At 72.6% G+C, this 18,203-nt stretch carries 15 protein-coding genes and 1 pseudogene; 6 read left to right on the top strand and 10 right to left on the bottom strand.

The features are described 5' to 3' along the window. Window positions 1-70 precede the first annotated feature (70 nt). The 4 genes from pstS to mshD form a co-directional block, all read right to left on the bottom strand. Entirely contained in the window at window positions 71-1,207 is a 1,137-nt protein-coding gene (pstS, locus tag AVW11_RS25575) for a phosphate ABC transporter substrate-binding protein PstS (RefSeq protein WP_030855216.1), read from the bottom strand. A 239-nt stretch (window positions 1,208-1,446) separates the two neighbouring features. Further along, a complete protein-coding gene (locus tag AVW11_RS25580; protein ID WP_076046136.1) occupies window positions 1,447-2,427 on the bottom strand; it encodes a CHAD domain-containing protein in 981 nt (326 codons plus the stop codon). Then, window positions 2,408-4,720 carry an RNA degradosome polyphosphate kinase gene (locus AVW11_RS25585; RefSeq protein ID WP_199838203.1) on the bottom strand — a complete coding sequence of 771 codons (2,313 nt, stop codon included), beginning with the start codon at window positions 4,718-4,720 and terminating at the stop codon, window positions 2,408-2,410. The genes AVW11_RS25580 and AVW11_RS25585 overlap by 20 nt, the downstream gene beginning before the upstream one ends. A gap of 308 nt (window positions 4,721-5,028) precedes the next feature. Next, on the bottom strand, window positions 5,029-5,955 hold the full coding sequence (gene mshD, locus AVW11_RS25590; protein WP_030855212.1) for a mycothiol synthase: 927 nt from the start codon (window positions 5,953-5,955) through the stop codon (window positions 5,029-5,031). A gap of 170 nt (window positions 5,956-6,125) precedes the next feature. Here mshD and AVW11_RS25595 point away from each other — a divergent pair, with 170 nt between their 5' ends. Continuing rightward, entirely contained in the window at window positions 6,126-7,943 is a 1,818-nt protein-coding gene (locus AVW11_RS25595) for a bifunctional metallophosphatase/5'-nucleotidase (RefSeq protein WP_060178905.1), read from the top strand. Window positions 7,944-8,044: 101 nt separating this feature from the next. Here the strand turns inward: AVW11_RS25595 and AVW11_RS25600 are convergent, their stop codons facing one another. Beyond that, entirely contained in the window at window positions 8,045-8,890 is an 846-nt protein-coding gene (locus tag AVW11_RS25600) for an alpha/beta fold hydrolase (protein WP_338058879.1), read from the bottom strand. Window positions 8,891-8,949: 59 nt separating this feature from the next. Here AVW11_RS25600 and AVW11_RS25605 point away from each other — a divergent pair, with 59 nt between their 5' ends. Continuing rightward, the gene (locus AVW11_RS25605) at window positions 8,950-9,519 is read left to right on the top strand and encodes a TetR/AcrR family transcriptional regulator (RefSeq protein ID WP_030855207.1); all 570 of its coding nucleotides are present in this window, start codon (window positions 8,950-8,952) and stop codon (window positions 9,517-9,519) included. A gap of 75 nt (window positions 9,520-9,594) precedes the next feature. Next, window positions 9,595-10,569 (top strand): phosphatidylinositol-specific phospholipase C, encoded by a 975-nt coding sequence (locus AVW11_RS25610; protein WP_420856400.1) that lies wholly within the window; start codon window positions 9,595-9,597, stop codon window positions 10,567-10,569. On the opposite strand, the gene AVW11_RS25615 is transcribed toward AVW11_RS25610, so the two are convergent. The 3 genes from AVW11_RS25615 to AVW11_RS25625 all read right to left on the bottom strand — a co-directional run bounded on the left by AVW11_RS25615 (window position 10,549) and on the right by AVW11_RS25625 (window position 14,218). Next, window positions 10,549-11,991: a sensor histidine kinase gene (locus AVW11_RS25615; RefSeq protein ID WP_030855204.1), complete on the bottom strand. Its 1,443-nt coding sequence runs from the start codon at window positions 11,989-11,991 to the stop codon at window positions 10,549-10,551. The genes AVW11_RS25610 and AVW11_RS25615 overlap by 21 nt on opposite strands. Continuing rightward, the gene (locus AVW11_RS25620) at window positions 11,988-12,719 is read right to left on the bottom strand and encodes a response regulator transcription factor (RefSeq protein ID WP_060178908.1); all 732 of its coding nucleotides are present in this window, start codon (window positions 12,717-12,719) and stop codon (window positions 11,988-11,990) included. Before AVW11_RS25620 ends, AVW11_RS25615 begins: the two co-directional genes overlap by 4 nt. A 239-nt stretch (window positions 12,720-12,958) precedes the next feature. Beyond that, window positions 12,959-14,218 carry a S1C family serine protease gene (locus tag AVW11_RS25625; protein ID WP_076046140.1) on the bottom strand — a complete coding sequence of 420 codons (1,260 nt, stop codon included), beginning with the start codon at window positions 14,216-14,218 and terminating at the stop codon, window positions 12,959-12,961. 194 nt (window positions 14,219-14,412) lie between these two features. Between AVW11_RS25625 and AVW11_RS37505 the strand changes: the two genes are divergently transcribed. Beyond that, window positions 14,413-14,778 carry a hypothetical protein gene (locus AVW11_RS37505; protein WP_060178910.1) on the top strand — a complete coding sequence of 122 codons (366 nt, stop codon included), beginning with the start codon at window positions 14,413-14,415 and terminating at the stop codon, window positions 14,776-14,778. A gap of 31 nt (window positions 14,779-14,809) precedes the next feature. Here AVW11_RS37505 and AVW11_RS25635 read toward each other — a convergent pair whose 3' ends face one another. After that, complete coding sequence (locus tag AVW11_RS25635) at window positions 14,810-15,832, bottom strand: LacI family DNA-binding transcriptional regulator (protein ID WP_030855197.1); 1,023 nt, start codon at window positions 15,830-15,832, stop codon at window positions 14,810-14,812. A gap of 70 nt (window positions 15,833-15,902) precedes the next feature. Continuing rightward, window positions 15,903-16,685, bottom strand: a complete 783-nt coding sequence (locus tag AVW11_RS25640) for a response regulator transcription factor (RefSeq protein ID WP_060178911.1) — start codon at window positions 16,683-16,685, stop codon at window positions 15,903-15,905. 471 nt (window positions 16,686-17,156) lie between these two features. Between AVW11_RS25640 and AVW11_RS25645 the strand changes: the two genes are divergently transcribed. Further along, a complete protein-coding gene (locus tag AVW11_RS25645; protein ID WP_030855193.1) occupies window positions 17,157-17,411 on the top strand; it encodes a MoaD/ThiS family protein in 255 nt (84 codons plus the stop codon). A 10-nt stretch (window positions 17,412-17,421) separates the two neighbouring features. Further along, window positions 17,422-18,203: pseudogene (locus AVW11_RS25650) on the top strand (hypothetical protein); the annotation flags it as partial.

An 18,203-nucleotide genomic window follows, 5' to 3' on the forward strand; every position in this document is an offset into this window, starting at 1 on the left:
GTGTCTCCGGGGCCGGCCCGCCCGGTCCCCGGACGGGGGGAGGGGGCGGACCGGGCCTCGGAGCTCAGGACTAGCCCAGCGAGTTGATGGTCTCGCGGACCTTGGCGTTGATCTCGGCCGGGATCGGCGCGTAGCCGTTCTCGAGGAGGACCTTCTGGCCCGCGTCCGAGGCGGCGTAGCTCAGGAAGGACTTCACGGTCGGCAGGGTGTCCGCCTTGTTGCCCTTGTCGCAGACGATCTCGTAGGTCACCAGGACGAGCGGGTAGGCGCCCTCGGCCTTGGTGGTGTAGTCGAGCTTCAGGGCCAGGTCGGAGCCGGTGCCGGAGACCTTGGCGGCGGCGATGGCCTTGGAGGCGTTCTCGCCGGTGGCCGCGACCGGGGCGGCCGCGCCCGTGTTGAGGTCGACGGTCTTGATGCCCTGGGCGCTGGCGAAGGAGAGCTCGAAGTAGCCGATCGCGCCGTCCACCTGCTTGACCTGCGCGGCGACACCGGCGGAGCCGGAGGCGGCCTGGCCGCCGGGGGCGGCCCACTTCTTCGCGGCCTCGTGCGGCCAGGCGTCGGGGGCGGCGGCCTTGAGGTACTTGGTGACGTTCTCGGTGGTGCCCGAGTCGTCGGAGCGGTGGAAGGCCTGGATGGCGGTGGAGGGAAGCGTGACCCCGGGGTTCAGCTTCTTGATCGCCTCGTCGTCCCACTTCTTGATCTTGTCGTTGAAGATGTTGGCGATCGTGGCGGCGTCCAGGTTCAGCTTGTCCACGCCGGCGACGTTGAAGCCGAGGGCGACGGGGCCGCCGACCATCGGCAGGTCGATGCCCTGGCCGCCCGTGCAGATCTTCTTCGACTCCTCGATCTGCTCCGGCTTCAGCGCCGAGTCGGAGCCGGCGAAACCGACCGTGCCCTGGTTGAAGGCGACGATGCCCTCACCGGAGGAGGAGGACTTGTAGTTCACCTCGACGCCGGAGCAGGCGGCCATGTAGTTCTTGATCCACAGCTCGACCGCGTTCTTCTGCGCGGAGGAGCCGGAGGCGAGCAGCTTGCCCTTGGCGCCGTCGCACTTGATGTCGCCGGCGGCCGGAGCGGCGGCCTTCGATGCACCGTCGCCGGTCTTGGTGTTGTCGTCCGAGCCGCACGCCGTGAGGACCAGGGCGCCGGACACGACAAGCGCACCGAGGGCGGAGGCACGAAGCATGTTCTTGCGCTGAAGCTTCACTTTCGGGTGTTCCTTCCAGAAGCCGCCGGCCGCTTTCCGTTCGTACCGGGCGGCGTGCGAAGAGGACTACTACGTCGGGTGCGCGGGCCGGCCGCTCCGTCTGCGGACCGCCGTCTCCGTGCACGACCGAAACTAGGCAGAACAGGTGAAGCAGCCGACCGGCCCGAGTGAACGGAGGGTGAACCGTGGCGGACGACCCGGTGCGTTCCGGCGAGTCCGCCCACGATCGCCATCATCCGTTATCCCGCCGTTACCGCGGTGCGCCCCGCGGGCTCCCGGAGCCAGAGGTGCTGGAAATCCGTCCGGGCCGCCTCGACCTCGTGGCGCTGGTCGGCGTGCAGGACGCCTAAGGCGTAGGCGGTCGCCGGGGCGATGCGCGGGGTACGGGCCGCGGCGGCGGAGGCGGCGGCGGCCTCGGCGGCGTCGCGGTGGCGGTCCAGCGCCTCGCCCGCGGCCGCCGACCGGCTCACGTCCTCTCCGAGGACCTCCTGCGCGTAGCGGTGGACCCGCAGCAGGCGGCGCACGTCGTGCCAGAGGCCGTCGTGGTCGGCGTCGTACGGGCTCGGCGTCGCCTCGCGGGCGTCGATCGGCGGCAGCGCCGACACCGCGGCCGACAGTCGGGATTCGGCCACGGCCGCGAGGGGGACGAGGACCTCCCCGACCCGTCCGCGGGCCGCGACCGCATCGAGCGGCACCTCGGAGGCCAGGAGCGCCACCGCGTCCGCCACCGCGTGGAAGCGGGACGATCCGAGCGCCTGGAGGGTGGCCGAGTGGGCGCGCGTGCGGGCGAGGGTCAGCTGGCGGTCGAGCAGTGCTCCCGCGCGCGTCGAGCCCACCGTCAGCGAGCCGGCCGAACCGCGCTGCGCGGGGAGCTCCGGGGACCCCGACAGCCGGTGCAGCGCGGCCGTGAGGCGGGCCAGCCGGGCGGCGTACGCGTGCTCGTCGGCCAGGGTCGAGGACAGCCACGCCAGCTCGGTGCGCAGTGCGTCGGCCCAGGACGACTGGGTCACCACCCGGAACGTGGCCAGTGATCCGCTGATGCGGCGCGCGGCCCCCCGCAGGCTGCGCGCCGCGTCGCTGCTCTCCGCGGCGTCGGCCCCGCTCTCCTCGTGCAGGCGCAGGCCGCGCAGGAAGGCCGTGGCCTGCGAACGCAGGTACGTGCCGAGCACGTCACCTGCGTCCGGCTCCCCTGCCTGCGGGTTACGGTTTTGCTGAGCCACGCCGGCGCCTCCGGGCGTCTATGAGCATCTCCTGTACGTGCCGCAGCGGCTGGCCGTCCGCGTCCGTGCTGTGCCGTGTCCATTCGCCGTCCGGGCCCAGGTGCCAGGAGGAGGTCGTGTCGGACATGCCGGTTTCCAGCATCCGGTCCAGGGCCGCGCGGTGGGCCGGGTCGGCGACCCTGACCAGTGCCTCGATACGGCGGTCGAGGTTGCGGTGCATCATGTCGGCGCTGCCGATCCACACCTCGGGCTCGCCGCCGTTGCCGAAGGCGAAGACGCGGGAGTGTTCGAGGAAGCGGCCGAGGATCGAGCGGACCCGGATGTTCTCGGAGAGTCCGGGGACGCCGGGGCGCACCGCGCAGATGCCGCGCACCCAGATGTCGACGGGCACGCCCGCCTGGGCGGCCCGGTAGAGCGAGTCGATGAGGGCCTCGTCGACGATCGAGTTCATCTTGAGGCGGACGTACGCGGGGCGGCCGGCCTTGTGGTGGGCGGCCTCCTTGTCGATCCGGGCGATCAGTCCGTCGCGCAGCGAGCGGGGCGCGACCATCAGCCGGCGGTAGGTCTCGCGGCGGGAGTAGCCGGACAGTCGGTTGAACAGGTCGGAGAGGTCCGCGCCGACCTGCGGGTCGGCGGTCAGCAGGCCCAGGTCCTCGTAGAGCCGGGCGGTCTTGGGGTGGTAGTTGCCGGTGCCGACGTGGGCGTAGCGGCGCAGCTGGTCGCCCTCCTGGCGGACGACGAGGGAGAGCTTGCAGTGGGTCTTGAGGCCGACCAGCCCGTAGACGACGTGGCAGCCGGCCTCTTCCAGCTTGCGCGCCCACTTGATGTTGGCCTGCTCGTCGAAGCGGGCCTTGATCTCGACGAGGACGAGGACCTGCTTGCCGGATTCGGCGGCGTCGATCAGGGCGTCCACGATCGGGGAGTCGCCGGAGGTGCGGTAGAGCGTCTGCTTGATGGCGAGGACGTCCGGGTCCGCGGCGGCCTGCTCCAGGAAGGCCTGCACCGAGGTGGAGAACGAGTCGTAGGGGTGGTGGAGCAGGACGTCCCGCTCGCGCAGGGCGGCGAAGATGTCGGGCGCGTGCGCGGACTCGACCTCGGCGAGGTCCCGGTGGGTGCCGGCGACGAACTTCGGGTACTTGAGCTCGGGCCGGTCCAGGGAGGCGATCCCGAAGAGGGCGGTCAGGTCGAGGGGCCCGGGCAGCGGGTACACCTCGGAGGCGTTGACGTTCAGTTCCTGCACGAGGAGGTCCAGGACGCCGGGGTCGATGGACTCCTCGACCTCCAGGCGCACGGGCGGGCCGAAGCGGCGCCGCATGAGCTCCTTCTCCAGGGCCTGGAGGAGGTTCTCCGCGTCGTCCTCCTCCACCTCGAGGTCCTCGTTGCGGGTCACGCGGAACATGTGGTGCGCGAGCACCTCCATGCCCGGGAACAGCTCCTCCAGGTGTGCGGCGATGACGTCCTCCAGCGGGACGTAGCGCTGCGGGGAGGCCTCCAGGAAGCGGGAGAGGATCGGGGGGACCTTGACCCGGGCGAAGTGGCGGTGGCCGCTGACGGGGTTGCGTACGACCACGGCCAGGTTCAGGGAGAGGCCGGAGATGTACGGGAAGGGGTGCGCGGGGTCCACGGCCAGCGGGGTGAGCACCGGGAAGATCTGGTTCCGGAACAGCGTGAAGAGGCGGGCCTGCTCCTTCTCGGTGAGGTCGGGCCAGCGGATGAGGTGGATGCCCTCCTCGGCGAGCGCCGGGGAGATGTCCTGCTGGAAGCAGGCGGCGTGGCGGGCCATGAGTTCGCGCGAGCGCGTCCAGATGAGGTCCAGCACCTCGCGGGGCTGCAGGCCTGAGGCCGATCGGGTGGCGACACCCGTCGCGATACGCCGTTTGAGGCCGGCCACGCGGACCATGAAGAACTCGTCGAGGTTGCTCGCGAAGATCGCCAGGAAGTTCGCGCGCTCCAGGAGCGGGGTCGTGGGGTCCTCGGCGAGTTCCAGCACCCGCTCGTTGAACGCGAGCCAGCTGCGCTCCCGGTCGAGGAAGCGGTCCGGGGGGAGCTCCCCGCCGTCCTTGTCGTCGTAGGCGTCCAGGTCGGCGTCGAGGTCGGGGTCGAGGCCGATGTGCGGGCGGTGCGCGGCGATGGAGCCTATGCGGGCGTGCGCGGCGGCGGTGGCCGGGGCGGCGGCCTTGCCGGTGTCTTTGCCTGTCGCCTTGCCCGTGGCCTTGCCGGCGGCGGAGGCGGACGTGTGAGACGGGTGCTGGGCGGGGACCTCGGTGGGGCCGGCGCTGGGCTTGTGACTCATGACTCCATTCTTCCGCGCAAGCGGCAGGACAGGCGCGTCGGACGGGTCGGCCGTCAGCCGGAGTCGGGGCTGCATTGGGGGAGAGTCGCAAGCGCTTGTGAATGCCCGGTTAATGGCGCGTGGCTTCCCGGCTCCGGCTGGCGCACGAGTCGTTCCCGGAGGGCGCGGGGTGTGGTGGTGGTCGGGGGTGTGCGCGGGTGCGGCGCCGTTGCCGGGGCGCTGCCCCGGACCCCGCGCCTCAAACGCCGGCGGGGCTGACGTGAGGCGGCGGGGTCGGGCGGGGCGGCTGGGCCTGGGGCTTGTGCGGGTCAGCTTTCCGTGCGGTACATCAGGTCGACCTCGTGGGTGGTGAAGCCGAGGCCCTCGTACACGGCCAGGGCCGCCGGATTGTCGGCGTCGACGTAGAGCATGGCCGTCGGCAGGCCCAGGGCCGCCAGGTGCTGGAGGCCGATCGCGGTGAGGGCCTTGCCGAGGCCGCCGCCCTGGGCGCCGGGGAGGACTCCGACGACGTAGACCTCGCCCAGCTGCTCCGCCGCGTGGACCTTCGTCCAGTGGAAGCCGACGAGCTCGCCGTCGCGCTCGGCGAGGAAGAAGCCCTTGGCGTCGAACCAGGGCTGCGCGATCCGGTCGTCGAGGTCGCGCTGGGTGAGCGAGCCCTGCTCGGGGTGGTGGGCGAAGGCGGCCGCGTTCGCCGCGAGCCAGGCCGCGTCGTCGGTGCCGGGCAGGAAGGTGCGTACGGCCACTCCGGGCGGGAGCACCGGATCGGGCAGCGGGGCCCCTTCGGCCAGGGGCCGGCGCAGCTGGCGCAGCTCGCGGAAGAGGGTCAGGCCGAGCACCTGGGCGAGGTGCCGGGCGGCGGACTTGCCGCCGTGGGCCCACACCCGCAGCCGCTTGCCGGAGGCGGCCAGCAGGGCCATGCCCATCGCCCGGCCGTGGCCGCGGCCGCGCAGCGCCGGGTGCACGACGAGCTCGGCGGCGGGGGCCTCCACCGGGTCGGTGTCCTCCAGTTGCCCGTACGCGGCGAGCCGGCCTCCGTCGGTGAGCAGGAAGTGCCGGATCCCCGGGCGGGGGCCTCCGCGCAGTTGGAGCCTTCCCTGTTCCGACACCGCGGTGGTGCCGTCCGTACGCGCCGCGTCCTCGATCAGGTCGAGGACGGCATCGGCCTGTTCCCCCGTCAGCTCGTCGAGGGTCTCGATCTGCCGTCCCGGCTCCAGGGCCGCGCTTGAGTCAGTCATGGAACGAGCCTACGACCGTCCGGGCCGCCGGGCGGAGTACGGGCGCGGGGTCGGTCCTTCTTCTGCGTGTAACCAACGCGATACCCGTTACCCCCTGGTAGAGCTACGCGCGTTGACCATAGGCTTCGGCGGACCTCCCGAGCAGTATCGCTGTCCACAAAGGGGACTAAATGTCAGCGACGCCACAACGGCACCGCCGAACCCGCCGGTTGACCTTCGCCGCCCTCGCCGCCACGGCCGGGGCCGGGGCGATGGTCGCCGCCGCACTCCCGGCCGGAGCCGCGAGTGGTGGCGGTACGGCCAAGAGCCGGACCGTCGATGTGCAGATGCTGTCGTTCAACGACTTCCACGGCACTCTGGAGCCCCCGCAGGGCTCCTCCGGCACCGTGACCGAACGTCAGGCCGACGGCACCACCAAGGCCATACCCGCGGGCGGGGTCGAGTACCTCGCGACCGCCCTGCGCGAGGCCCGCAAGGGCCACGAGTACTCCGTCACCGCTGCGGCCGGCGACATGATCGGCGGCAGCCCGATGCTGTCCGGGCTCTTCCACGACGAGCCGAGCATCGAGGCGCTGAACAAGCTGGGGCTGAACGTCTCCAGCGTCGGCAACCACGAGTTCGACGAGGGCAAGACCGAGCTGCGCCGCATGGCGTACGGCGGCTGCCACCCGGTCGATGGCTGCTACGAGCTCGGCAAGGAGTTCACGGGCTCCACCTTCCAGTACCTCGCCGCGAACGTCACGGACGAGAAGACCAAGCGCCCCCTGATGTCGCCCACCTACGTGTGGAAGAAGGGCGACGTGAAGATCGGCTTCATCGGCGTCACCCTGGAGGGCACTCCGGACGTCGTGACCGCCGAGGGCGTCAAGGGCCTCAAGTTCGGCGACGAGATCGAGACGATCAACAAGTACGCCGCGGAGCTGAACAAGCAGGGCGTGAAGTCGATCGTCGCGCTGATCCACGAGGGCGGTCTGCCCGCGAGCGGCGCGTACAACTACGACTGCGACGTCCCGGGCGCCGGCGCCGGCATCTCGGGCGCGATCGTGGACATCGCCAAGAACGTCGACGCCAAGGTCGACGCGCTGGTCACGGGCCACACGCACCAGGCGTACGCCTGCAACATCCCCGACCCGGCGGGCAACCCGCGCGCGGTGACCTCCGCGGCCTCCGTCGGCCGTCTGTTCACGGACACCACGCTCACCTACGACCGGCAGACCAAGGACATCGTCCGTACGCCGATCAGCTCGCCCAAGCCGGTCAACAAGGTCGTCCACCGCGAGCAGCCCAAGGCCGCGGACATGACCGAGCTGATCGGTCGCTGGAACGCCCTGGCGGCCCCGATCGCCAACCGTCCGCAGGGCTTCATCTCGGCGGACATCCCGGGCCGCGGTTCGGCGGAGCCCGAGAAGCCGCTCGGCGACCTGATCGCCGACGCCCAGCTCGAGGCGCTCGCCCCGGCGGACAAGGGCGGCGCGCAGCTGGCCCTGATGAACCCGGGCGGCATCCGCTCGGACCTCGCCTACAAGGCCTCGGGGGCCGAGGGCGACGGTGTCGTGACCTACGGCGAGTCCTTCACGGTGCAGCCGTTCAACAACATGATGAACGTCGTGGACCTGACCGGCGCGCAGCTGATCACCGCACTCCAGCAGCAGGTCAGCGGCCCGGTCAACGGGACCAGCCCGAAGATCCTCCAGGTGTCGAAGGGCTTCACGTACACCCTCGACATGACGAAGACCGGTGCCGACCGCATCGTCGTGGACTCGGTCCGGCTGAACGGTGTCGCGATCGACCCCGCCGCGACCTACCGGGTCGCGATGAACGAGTTCCTCGCGGGCGGCGGTGACGGCTTCAGCGTCCTGCGCGAGCACAAGAACAAGCTGGTGGGCGCGTCCGACCTGGACTGCTTCAACGCCTACCTGACGAAGAACTCCTCGGAGTCCGCGCCGATCGCCCCGCCGGCGGCGAACCGGATCACCGTCATCAAGTAACACCCGCGCACAGCGTGCCCGAAGGGGCGGCGGGCCGACAGGCCGGCCGCCCCTTCGGCGTTCCTCCCCGTGCACCCCCGTGGCGCGGGGAACCGGCGGGTTCAGAGGGTCGCGAGGAACGTCCCGACGGCCCGGTGGAAGCCGTCCGGGTCGGTGAACGGCACGAAGTGGTCGCCGTGGAGGGGCGCGTACGAGGTCTTCGGGCGCCGGGCGACCATCGCGTCGGCGACCGACTGCGTGAGGGCCTGGCTGCCGGTGCCGTGGACCAGCAGGGCGGGGCAGGTGCTCGCGAGCCAGGTGTCCCAGTGGTCGCCGGCGCAGGCGTGGATGGAGTCGAGCATGTCCTGCGGGTGGTAGGCCAGGCGCCAGCCGGTGCCGTCCGGGAGCGGGCGCATCCCGTCGGTGACGAAGGGCGCGGCCGGGCCGGCGGCGGCGAGGAGTTCCTCGCGGGTGGCGGCGGTGTGGGGGAGGCCGCCCAGGAAGTCGAACCAGTTCGGGCCGTCGGGGATGCGGATCTCGACGGTGGCGTCGACACCGATGAGCGCGGAGATCCGGTCCGGGTGGGCGGCGGCCAGGTGGTAGGCGTTGAGCCCGCCGAGGGAGTAGCCGAGGAGCGGTACGGCGGTGTCGAGGCCCAGGTGGTCGAGGAGGGCGACGGCGTCGGCGACGTAGCCCTCGCGGCGGTAGTGGGGCGCCCGGTCGGATGCGCCGTGGCCGCGCTGGTCGGGCGCGATGACCCGCCAGGTGCCGCCGAGGGCGGCGGAGAGGCCGGTGAAGGCGAGGGCTTCGGACATGCCGCCGTGCAGGGCGAGGAGCGGGCGTCCGGTGCCGCCGAAGTCCAGGTAGGAGAGGGTCCGGTCGTCGATCTTCAGCTCGTGGCGCATGTGCGTGCCTCCCGTGGGCCCGTTGATCTTGCCGATGGCGCCACCCTGCCAGGATTTGGGCAAGCGCGCAATACACTTGTATTGCGCGCTTGCCCAAAAAAGGTCGCGACTACGATCCCGGCATGGGAAATCGCGAGGACCTGCTGGCCGGAGCCCGGCGCTGCCTGGAGGAGAAGGGCTACCTGCGCACGACCGTGCGCGACATCGCCACGGCCTCGGGGGTGAGCATGGCCGCGATCGGCTACCACTTCGGATCCCGGGAGGCCCTGCTCAACCAGGCGCTGTTCGCCGCCATGGAGGAATGGGCCGCGGGATCCGGCCGGCTCGCCGGCGAGGGCGAGACCGCGGGAGAGCGCTACGCCGACACCTGGGACCGCAAGATCCGCGACTTCGGCGAGACGCGCTGGCTCTGGCTGGCCTCCGTCGAGGCCTTCGTCCACGCGCAGTCCTCACCCGAGCTGCTCGCGATCCTCGCCGAGGGGCAGCGCCGCAACCGGCGGATGGTGGCCGCGGCCTTGCGCGGAGTGCCGCCGCAGGAGGTCTCCGAGGAGGATGTGCGGGCCCTCGGCTCGCTGCACATCGCCCTGCTCAGCGGGGTGATGGTGCAGACCCTGACCGATCCGGAGCAGGCCCCGGACGGCCGTGAACTCCTCCAGGGGCTGCGCTCCATGGTCGGTCTGCTCGAAGGCTGACCCCGCCGACGTGGTGGTAAAGCTGACGCGTGCACGCCATAATCCGGCCGTCACCGGGTCGGCGAAGGGGCGGGCATGGGCATCGGCACGGGCACGGGCATCGCCATCGGCATGGGTACGGGCGGGGGCCGGCGCGCAGCAATCGTCGCGGCCGATGCGGCCGATGCGGGCACGGCCGCCGCACCGGCAGTGGGCCGGCGGGCGTTCCTGGCCGGAGCACTGGCCCTGGGGGCGGCCGTCGGACTGGGGGCCGCGCCCGCCTCGGCGGCCGCGCTCGGCACCCAGGACTGGATGGCCGGCCTCGGCGACTCCACCGCCCTCCAGCGGATGACCATCCCCGGCACGCACGACTCCGGAGCCACCCGGGGCGGGCTCTACGTCGCCTGCCAGAACACCTCGATCGCCCAGCAGCTCGACTCCGGCATCCGCTTCCTCGACATCCGCTGCCGGGTCACCGGCGGCTCCTTCGCCATCCACCACGGGTCCTTCTTCCAGGACCTGATGTTCGGCGACGTCCTCGCCGCCTGCGCGAACTTCCTCGCCGCGCACCCCGCCGAGACCGTCCTGATGCGCGTCAAGCAGGAGTACTCCGGGGAGAGCGACGCCACCTTCCGCGCCGTCTTCGACGACTACCTGGACCACCGCGGCTGGCGCCCGCTGTTCCGGATCGCCGACGCCCTGCCCACGCTCGGACAGGCCCGCGGCAAGGTGGTGCTGCTCGCCGACAACGGCGGCCTGCCGGGCCTGCGCTACGGCGACGGGAACGTCTTCGACATCCAGGACGACTGGAACGCCGAGCCCTTCGCCAAGCGCGGGAAGATCGAGGACCACTTCCGCAAGGCCGTCCAGCAGCCCGGCAAGCTCTTCGTCAACTACGTCAGCACCTCCGCCTACATGCCGCCCCGCTGGAACTCCGACCGGCTCAACCCGCAGGTCCACGGCTTCGTCGACGGCGGCGAGATGGCCGGCCGGACCGGGCTGGGCATCGCCGCGATGGACTTCCCGAACACCCGCTCAGGCCTGGTCGCCTCACTGATCCGGCACAACTGACGGCTCGGAGGGCGGCGGGGTCGGCGCCCCCGGGATGCGGAGCACCGCCTCCGTGCCCGCGCCGCCGTCCGCCGCCGCCCGCAGCTCGGCGCTGCCGCCCGCACGGGCCGCCGTACGGGCCACGATGGACAGGCCCAGCCCGCTGCCGGGCAGGGCGCGGGCCGACTCCGACCGCCAGAACCGCTCGAAGACGTGCGGCAGGTCCGCCGCCGGGATGCCCGGCCCGTGGTCCCGTACGGTCAGCTCGCCCGCCCGCAGCCCCACCTCGACCGTGCCGCCCGGCGGGCTGAACTTCACCGCGTTGTCCAGGATGTTGACCACCGCCCGCTCCAGCGCCGCCGCCTCGCCCCGTACGTACCAGGGCTCCAGGTCCGACGTGAAGGCCAGCTCCGGACCGCGCAGCCGGGCCCGGGACAGCGCCGCCGCGGCGATCTCGTGCAGGGCGACCACCCCGAGCGGGCCGGGCGAGGCCGCGTCGGTCCGGGACAGCTCTTGGAGGTCCCCGATCAGCGAGGCCAGTTCCGTCACCTGCGCCTTGACCGAGGCCAGCAGCTCGCGCCGGTCGTCGGGCGGGATGGCCCGGCCGGTCTCCTCACTGCGCGCGAGGAGCTCGATGTTGGTGCGCAGCGAGGTCAGCGGGGTGCGCAGCTCGTGCCCGGCGTCCGCGATCAGCTGGGACTGCCGCTCCTGGGAGGAGGCCAGGGCCGCGGTCATCGAGTTGAAGGACCGCGACAGGCGGGCGATCTCGTCGTCGCCCTCGTCGGGGATCCGTACCGTCAGGTCCTCGGTGCGGGCGATGTGCTCGACGGCGTCGGTCAGCTCGTCGACGGGCCGCAGCCCCGTACGGGCCACCCACAGGCCGGCCGCGCCTGCGCCGGCGATGCCGACGGCGGAGACGAGCAGCAGCACCCAGGCCAGGGTGGACAGCGGCTTGTCGATGTCGGAGAGCGGCCGGGCCACCGAGACCGCGAAGATCGGTGCGCCGGGCGTGGTCTGCGCGGCGAAGGTGTAGACGCGCATCCGCACGCCGTTGTCCGTGGTCGCGTCGTGCAGGGCCTTGTTCTTCAGGCCGGTCGCGACCTGCCGGTCCAGGGCGCTGACCGGCAGGTCGGTCTGGCCGCTCACCCAGCAGTGGTTGCCGTCCGCCGTGACGATCTGGACGGTCGCGTTCAGCTTCTCGGCGATGTCCTGCTGGGGCTGGGCGGGCGGGCGGGCCGGGCAGCCGCTGCGCAGCCGGTCCAGGACCTGGCTGGTCGGGTTGGTGGCCATCAGGGACTGGTTCAGCTGGTTGTCGAGCTGGGCCCGTACCACCACCCAGGACACCCCGGCCACGGTGGCCACGGCCGCGGCCACGGCCACCGTGACCAGCAGGGCCAGCCGGGAGCGCAGCGGCAGCGCGCGGAAGCGGGCGGCCGGGCTCACTCGGGCCCGCCCTCGCCGGCGCGCAGTACGTAGCCCACCCCGCGCACGGTGTGGACCAGGCGCGGCTCGCCGCCCGCCTCGGTCTTGCGGCGCAGGTACATCACGTACACGTCCAGGGAGTTGGAGCTGGGCTCGAAGTCGAAGCCCCAGACGGTCTTGAGGATCTGCTCGCGGGTCAGGACCTGGCGGGGGTGCGCGAGGAACATCTCCAGCAGCGTGAACTCGGTCCGGGTCAGCTCCACCGGGCGTCCGGCCCGGGTGACCTCGCGGGTCGCGAGGTCCATGCGCAGGTCGCCGAAGGTCAGGGCGTCCTCGTGGGGAGCGGCGCCGGCCTGCGCGGCGGTGTAGGAGCTGCGGCGCAGCAAGGCGCGGACGCGGGCGAAGAGCTCGTCGAGCTCGAACGGCTTGACGAGGTAGTCGTCGGCGCCCGCGTCGAGGCCGGTGACGCGGTCGCCGACGGTGTCGCGGGCGGTGAGCATCAGGATCGGGGTGACACTCCCGGAGGCGCGCAGCCGGCGGGCGGCCGTGAGCCCGTCCATCCGCGGCATCTGGATGTCCAGCACGATCAGGCCGGGGGCGTACGAGGCCGCTTTGTCGAGGGCGTCGAGCCCGTCGACGGCGGTCTGCACGGCGTAGCCCTCGAAGGCGAGGCTGCGGCGCAGGGCCTCGCGTACGGCCGGTTCGTCGTCGACGACGAGGATCCGCGCGTCGCCTTCGGCGGGGTTCATGGATGGGTCTCCCGGGGGTGGTGGCCGGCCTGCGGGGTCCGGCGGCTGACGGCGCCTCCAGCCTCGCACGGCCGCCTGAGGGCTGTCCCGTAGTCCCCGGCGGGCGCACGACGACAGCTACGGCACCTCGCTGCGTTGTCGGAACGCCCGAATACGCCCAGTATGAGGACGCCCTTCCGCCTTGCGATGCACCGCATCTGACGCCGTGCGCCGATCCACCGGGGATTGCGGGACAGCCCTTAGAAGGACGTGCCGAAGCCGTCTGCGAAGGAGTCCTGGCCGGAGGTGTCGGAGGAGCCCTTGCCGCCGGGGCCGCCCTTGCGCAGGGAATCCAGGTCGGCCTTGACCGTGTCGACGGGGATGGCGAAGCCGAGGCCGACGCTGCCGGCGGCGGAGTCGCCGGTCGAGGGCGAGTAGATGGCGGAGGGCATGCCCACGACCTCGCCGTTCATGTTGACCAGGGCGCCGCCGGAGTTGCCCGGGTTCAGTGAGGCGTCGGTCTGGAGGGCCTTGTAGGAGGTGGTGTTCGCGCCGGTGTCCCCGTTGAACTGGCGGCCGCCGAAGGAGAAGGGCCAGCCGTCCTCGCCCTGCTGGCGGGCCCGCGGGGCGCTCTGCTGCGACGTGGGGACCTTCACCTCGCGGTTCAGGGCCGAGACGATGCCGCTGGTCACGGTGCCGGTGAGGCCGTCGGGGGAGCCGATGGCGACGACCTGGTCGCCGACCTTGACGCTGCCGGAGTCGCCGAGCCTGGCGGGCTTGAGGCCGGACGCGCCCTCCAGCTTGATCAGGGCCAGGTCCTTGCCGGGATCGGTGCCGACGATCCTGGCGGTGTACTTCTTGCCGTCGCTCGTCGTCACCTGGATCCGGGTGGCGCCGTCCACGACGTGGTTGTTGGTGGCGATCTCCCCGTCGGCGGTCAGTACGAAGCCGGATCCGGTGCCCTGCCCGGAACCGGTGCGGGTGTCGATGCGGACGACGGAGGGGCCGACCTGCTCGGCGACGCCGGCGACGGTGCCGCTGCTGGACTGCGAGACGTTGGTGCCGCTGACCCCGCCGCTGGTGCCGGCCTGCCGTTCCAGCAGTTCCCGGGCGGCCACCGCGGTGCCGCCGCCGACCACGGCCGCGGCGAGTGCGACGGCGGCCAGCAGGGCGACGGGCTTCTTCGCGCGCCGGGCGGGGGCGGCGTGGGCCGGCCCCTGCGGGACGCCGGCTTCGCCCTCGCCGCCCTCGCCGCCGCCGGCCGGGGCCGGGACCGTCTCGCCCCGGATGACGGGCGGCCGGTGCGCCTCGTACCAGCCGGGCGCGGCCGGCGGGTAGGCGGGCGGCGGCGGATACGCCCCGGTCCCGGTCCCGGGTCCGTCCCCGGTCCCGGCTCCCGTTCCGGCACCCGCCTCGTGCGCCAGCCGGTCGCGTCCGCGCTGCCAGTCCTCGCCGAACGGCGCGTGCTGGGGGCGGTGTTCCTGCGGGTACTCGCCTTCGCGGCGGAAGCTCTCGGTCATGACACGACTCTCCCCGCCGTTGATGAGAGCTTCCTGAGTCAGGCCTGAGAAGCCCGACAGAACCGTGTATGCCCGATGTAAGGACGCTTCCCGACGTCGCCCCGATCCGCTATCTTGAACGCGTTCAAATGAACGTGTTCACATGATGGTCGGGGGAGATCGTGGACGAAGTTGTGCGCCGGAGGGTGCCCCGCGTGCCGTGGAGGCTGGCCGTGACGGCGGCCGCGGTGACGGCCGTCCCGGCGGCGTGCGCCGCGACCGTGGGGATGGGGGACGTGCCGGCCGCCGTCCACCTGGCGGTGCTGGCCGTCGCCGCCCTGCCGCTCCTCATGCGCGCCGCGCCGACGGTCTTCCGCCGGGCCTGCCTGCTCATCGGGATGGTGCTGCTGTGGGCCTCGCTGATCGGGGCCGCGTTCGGTCTCGGACCCGTCGTCCCGGCGTCGCTCCTGCTGCTGGTCGCCGCCGTCGCCGATCCCGACAACTCGCCCGGCTGCGCCTCGGTGGTGTTGGCCGTGGTGCTGCCTCTGATGTTCCTGCTGTTCCTCTTCTGCGCCTGGTGAGGCTGAGGCAGCGGACGGCCGAGGCCGCGGCCTAGCGGCAGCCGCAGGAGCGGCGGACCACCAGCGCCGACGGGAACTGCTTGAGGCGCTCGCGGCGCGAGCCGGCCACGCGCAGGCCGTCGTCCAGGACCAGGTCCACCGCGGCACGGGCCATCGCCGGGCGGTCCGAGGCGATCGTGGTCAGCGGCGGGTCCGTGAGGGCCGCCTCCTTCACGTCGTCGAAGCCGGCCACGGCCAGTTCCCCGGGCACGTCGATGCGCAGTTCACGGGCGGCGCGCAGGACACCGATCGCCTGGTCGTCCGTGGCGCAGAATATGGCCGTGGGCCGGTCCGGCCGCGCCAGGACCTCCAGGGCGACGGTGTACGCGTCGTAGCGGTTGTACGGGGCCTCGATCAGCCGGCCCTCGATGGAGCGGCCGGCCTCCAGCATGGCCCGGCGCCAGCCCTCGACGTGGTCGGCGACCGGGTCGCCGACCGACGGGGTGTTCTCGATGCCGCCGATACAGGCGACGTACTCGTGCCCGTGCTCCAGCAGGTGCCGGGTGGCGAGCTGGGCGCCGCCGATGTCGTCCGTGACGACGGCGACGTCGTCGATCGCCTCCGGGCGCTCGTGCAGCAGCACCACGCGGGCGTCCCACGCCTCGATCTCGCTGGCCGCCTGCTCGCTCATGCCCTGGCTGACCAGGATCAGGCCGGAGACCCGCATGCCGAGGAAGGCCCGCAGGTAGTGGACCTCGCGCTCGGTCCGGTAGTCGGAGTTGCCGACCAGGACCATCTTCCCGCGCTCGGCGGCGGCCTGCTCGACCGCGTGCGCCATCTCCGCGAAGAACGGCTGGCGGGCATCGGGGACGATCATGCCTATGAGGTCGGTGCGCCGCGACGCCATCGCCTGGGCGACCCGGTCCGGGCGGTAGCCCAGATCCTTGATCGCGGCGAGGACACGCTCGCGCGTGGCCGGGGCGACCGGCCGGGGTCCGTTGTTGATGACGTAGCTCACGACGGCGGTAGAAGTACCCGCAAGTCGCGCTACGTCATCCCGCGTCACCTTGGCCACGCGCGGCAGTCTACGCGGGGTGACCTACCTCTGGGCAGGGCGTCCTGAAGACCGGACGATCACCGGGCCTTTAGGCCGACCGGGTGGCCGCCCCGGAGGCCGTGGCGGAACCCTCCGCGGCCGCCTCCGCGGCGACCTGGGCCGCCGCCTGGGCCGCCGCCTCCGCCGCCGCCCGCTCGACCTTCTCCGGCGTGACGAAGCGGTAGCCGACGTTGCGGACCGTGCCGATCAGGGACTCGTGCTCGGGGCCGAGTTTCGCGCGCAGCCGCCGTACGTGCACGTCCACCGTCCGGGTGCCGCCGAAGTAGTCGTAGCCCCAGACCTCCTGCAGCAGCTGCGCACGGGTGAAGACCCGGCCCGGATGCTGCGCGAGGTACTTGAGGAGCTCGAACTCCTTGAAGGTCAGGTCCAGCACCCGCCCCTTGAGCTTGGCGGAGTACGTGGCCTCGTCCACCGACAGGTCGCCGTTGCGGATCTCCATGGGGGAGTCGTCCGAGCCGAGCTGCTGGCGGCCCGTGGCCAGCCGCAGACGCGCCTCGACCTCGGCGGGGCCGGCGGTGTCCAGGAGGACGTCGTCGATGCCCCAGTCGGCGGTGACGGCCGCCAGGCCGCCCTCGGTGACGACGAGGATCAGCGGACAGCCGGGGCCGGTGGAGCGCAGCAGCTGGCACAGCGACCGCACCTGCGGCAGGTCGCGGCGGCCGTCGACGAGGATGACGTCGGCGCCCGGGGTGTCCACGAGGGCGGGGCCCTCGGCCGGCGCCACCCGGACGTTGTGCAGCAGCAGGCCGAGTGCGGGCAGCACTTCGGTGGACGGCTGCAGTGCGTTGGTGAGCAGCAGGAGCGAGCTCATGACCGACCACCTGCCCGGGCCGGACGGTGGTGCACGGTTCGCTGGTCCATCACGTCGGTTCCTCCTCGGTCCCGTCGAGGACGTGCGCGGTACTGCTTCGTACGTGTCGCCTGGTGCCCTCGCGGCCCCGCGCCCTGGGGATCCGCCCGGCCACCACTGTTCTCGGTTCGTTCAACGTGCTGAAAGCACAAAAGGACCCGGGGGCCACATTGCCCGGATCCTCTCGCCAGCAGAATAGCCCACCCGTCGTTTCCCGTCCGGGACTCTCCTGCTTCGTCTTCTGTGGTTCCTACCACGCTCCTGCCACGTTCCCGCCCTGCGTATGCACCGTTTTTCACCGGAACGGAGGTATGCGGGTCGGCGGGGCAGTCACCCCCCGGCGCACGGACGGCGCGTCGGAGCACGCCGGGGGCGGTGGCCGGAGGGGCCATCATGGAGGCCGACGGTAGAGAGCCGACGATAGGAGCTGCAGTGGCAACCGGAACCATCCGCTACTGGGCGGCGGCCAAGGCCGCCGCCGGGACTGCGGAGGAGCCGTACTCGGCGGGGACGCTGGCCGAGGCGCTCGACGGCGTGCGGGAACGCCACCCCGGGGAGCTGACCCGGGTCCTGCTGCGCTGCTCCTTCCTCGTGAACGAAGAACCTGTGGGCAAGCGCCCGCACGATTCCGTACCGCTGACCGAGGGGGGCACCGTCGAGGTGCTCCCGCCGTTCGCGGGCGGGTGAGCGGGAGCCGATGAGCACGCCTGAGGAACAGCAGCAACAGCAGCAGCAGCGCTCGCAGCAGCAGCCGCCGCAGGACCCGTACGGGACCCAGACCTGGCAGGCCGACACCTGGGACACCGGTTACCAGCCGGTGCATCCGCCGCTGGGCTCGGTGCCGGGGCAGCCGGTCGCGCCCGAGGGATGGTTCCGCGAGGAGGCCGCCGCCCCGGGTGCGGGGTTCGTGCCCGGCCAGGCCGAGGCCTACCCGGCGTACCCGGGCCAGGGCCAGGGGCAGCCGCCTGCCGGGGTTCCGGCCGAGGGGCCGGCCTGGGGAGCGCCGGCCACCGGCCCGCAGCCGCAGGCGCCGGCCCCGGAGGGCTGGTTCCGCGACGAGGCTCCGGCTGCCCCGGCCCCGGCCCCGTCCCCGTATCCCGCGGCTTCTCCGGTGCACGACTGGTCGCAGGGCGGCCAGGGCGGCCAGGGCGGCCAGGGTGCGGCGGCCGGGTCCGCCGCCGAGCAGACCGCCTACCTCCCGCCCTACCCCGGGCCCGAGCAGCAGCAGGCCGTGGCCCCGGAGGGCTGGTTCCGCGACGAGGCCCCCGCCGCGCCCGTGCAGGACTGGTCCCAGGGCGGGCAGGGTGCGGCGGCCGGGTCCGGCGCCGCGGAGCAGACCGCGTACCTTCCGCCGTTCCCGGGTCCCGGTCTGGAGCAGGGTGGGGCCGCGGAGCAGACCGCGTACCTTCCGCCGTACCCGGGTCCCGGTCTGGAGCAGGGCGGGGCCGCGGAGCAGACCGCGTACCTTCCGCCGTACCC

This window comes from Streptomyces amritsarensis, from assembly GCF_001953875.1.
GTDB classification, from domain to species: domain Bacteria; phylum Actinomycetota; class Actinomycetes; order Streptomycetales; family Streptomycetaceae; genus Streptomyces; species Streptomyces amritsarensis.

What these genes read in the sequence shown, in the direction of transcription:
- AVW11_RS25595 (WP_060178905.1), top strand. Translation starts at nt 6,126, where the DNA reads ATGTCAGCGACGCCACAACGGCACCGCCGAACCCGCCGGTTGACCTTC.
- AVW11_RS25585 (WP_199838203.1), bottom strand. Translation starts at nt 4,720, where the DNA reads ATGAGTCACAAGCCCAGCGCCGGCCCCACCGAGGTCCCCGCCCAGCAC.
- AVW11_RS25625 (WP_076046140.1), bottom strand. Translation starts at nt 14,218, where the DNA reads ATGACCGAGAGCTTCCGCCGCGAAGGCGAGTACCCGCAGGAACACCGC.
- AVW11_RS25610 (WP_420856400.1), top strand. Translation starts at nt 9,595, where the DNA reads ATGGGCATCGGCACGGGCACGGGCATCGCCATCGGCATGGGTACGGGC.
- AVW11_RS25605 (WP_030855207.1), top strand. Translation starts at nt 8,950, where the DNA reads ATGGGAAATCGCGAGGACCTGCTGGCCGGAGCCCGGCGCTGCCTGGAG.
- AVW11_RS25620 (WP_060178908.1), bottom strand. Translation starts at nt 12,719, where the DNA reads ATGAACCCCGCCGAAGGCGACGCGCGGATCCTCGTCGTCGACGACGAA.
- AVW11_RS25640 (WP_060178911.1), bottom strand. Translation starts at nt 16,685, where the DNA reads ATGAGCTCGCTCCTGCTGCTCACCAACGCACTGCAGCCGTCCACCGAA.
- mshD (WP_030855212.1), bottom strand. Translation starts at nt 5,955, where the DNA reads ATGACTGACTCAAGCGCGGCCCTGGAGCCGGGACGGCAGATCGAGACC.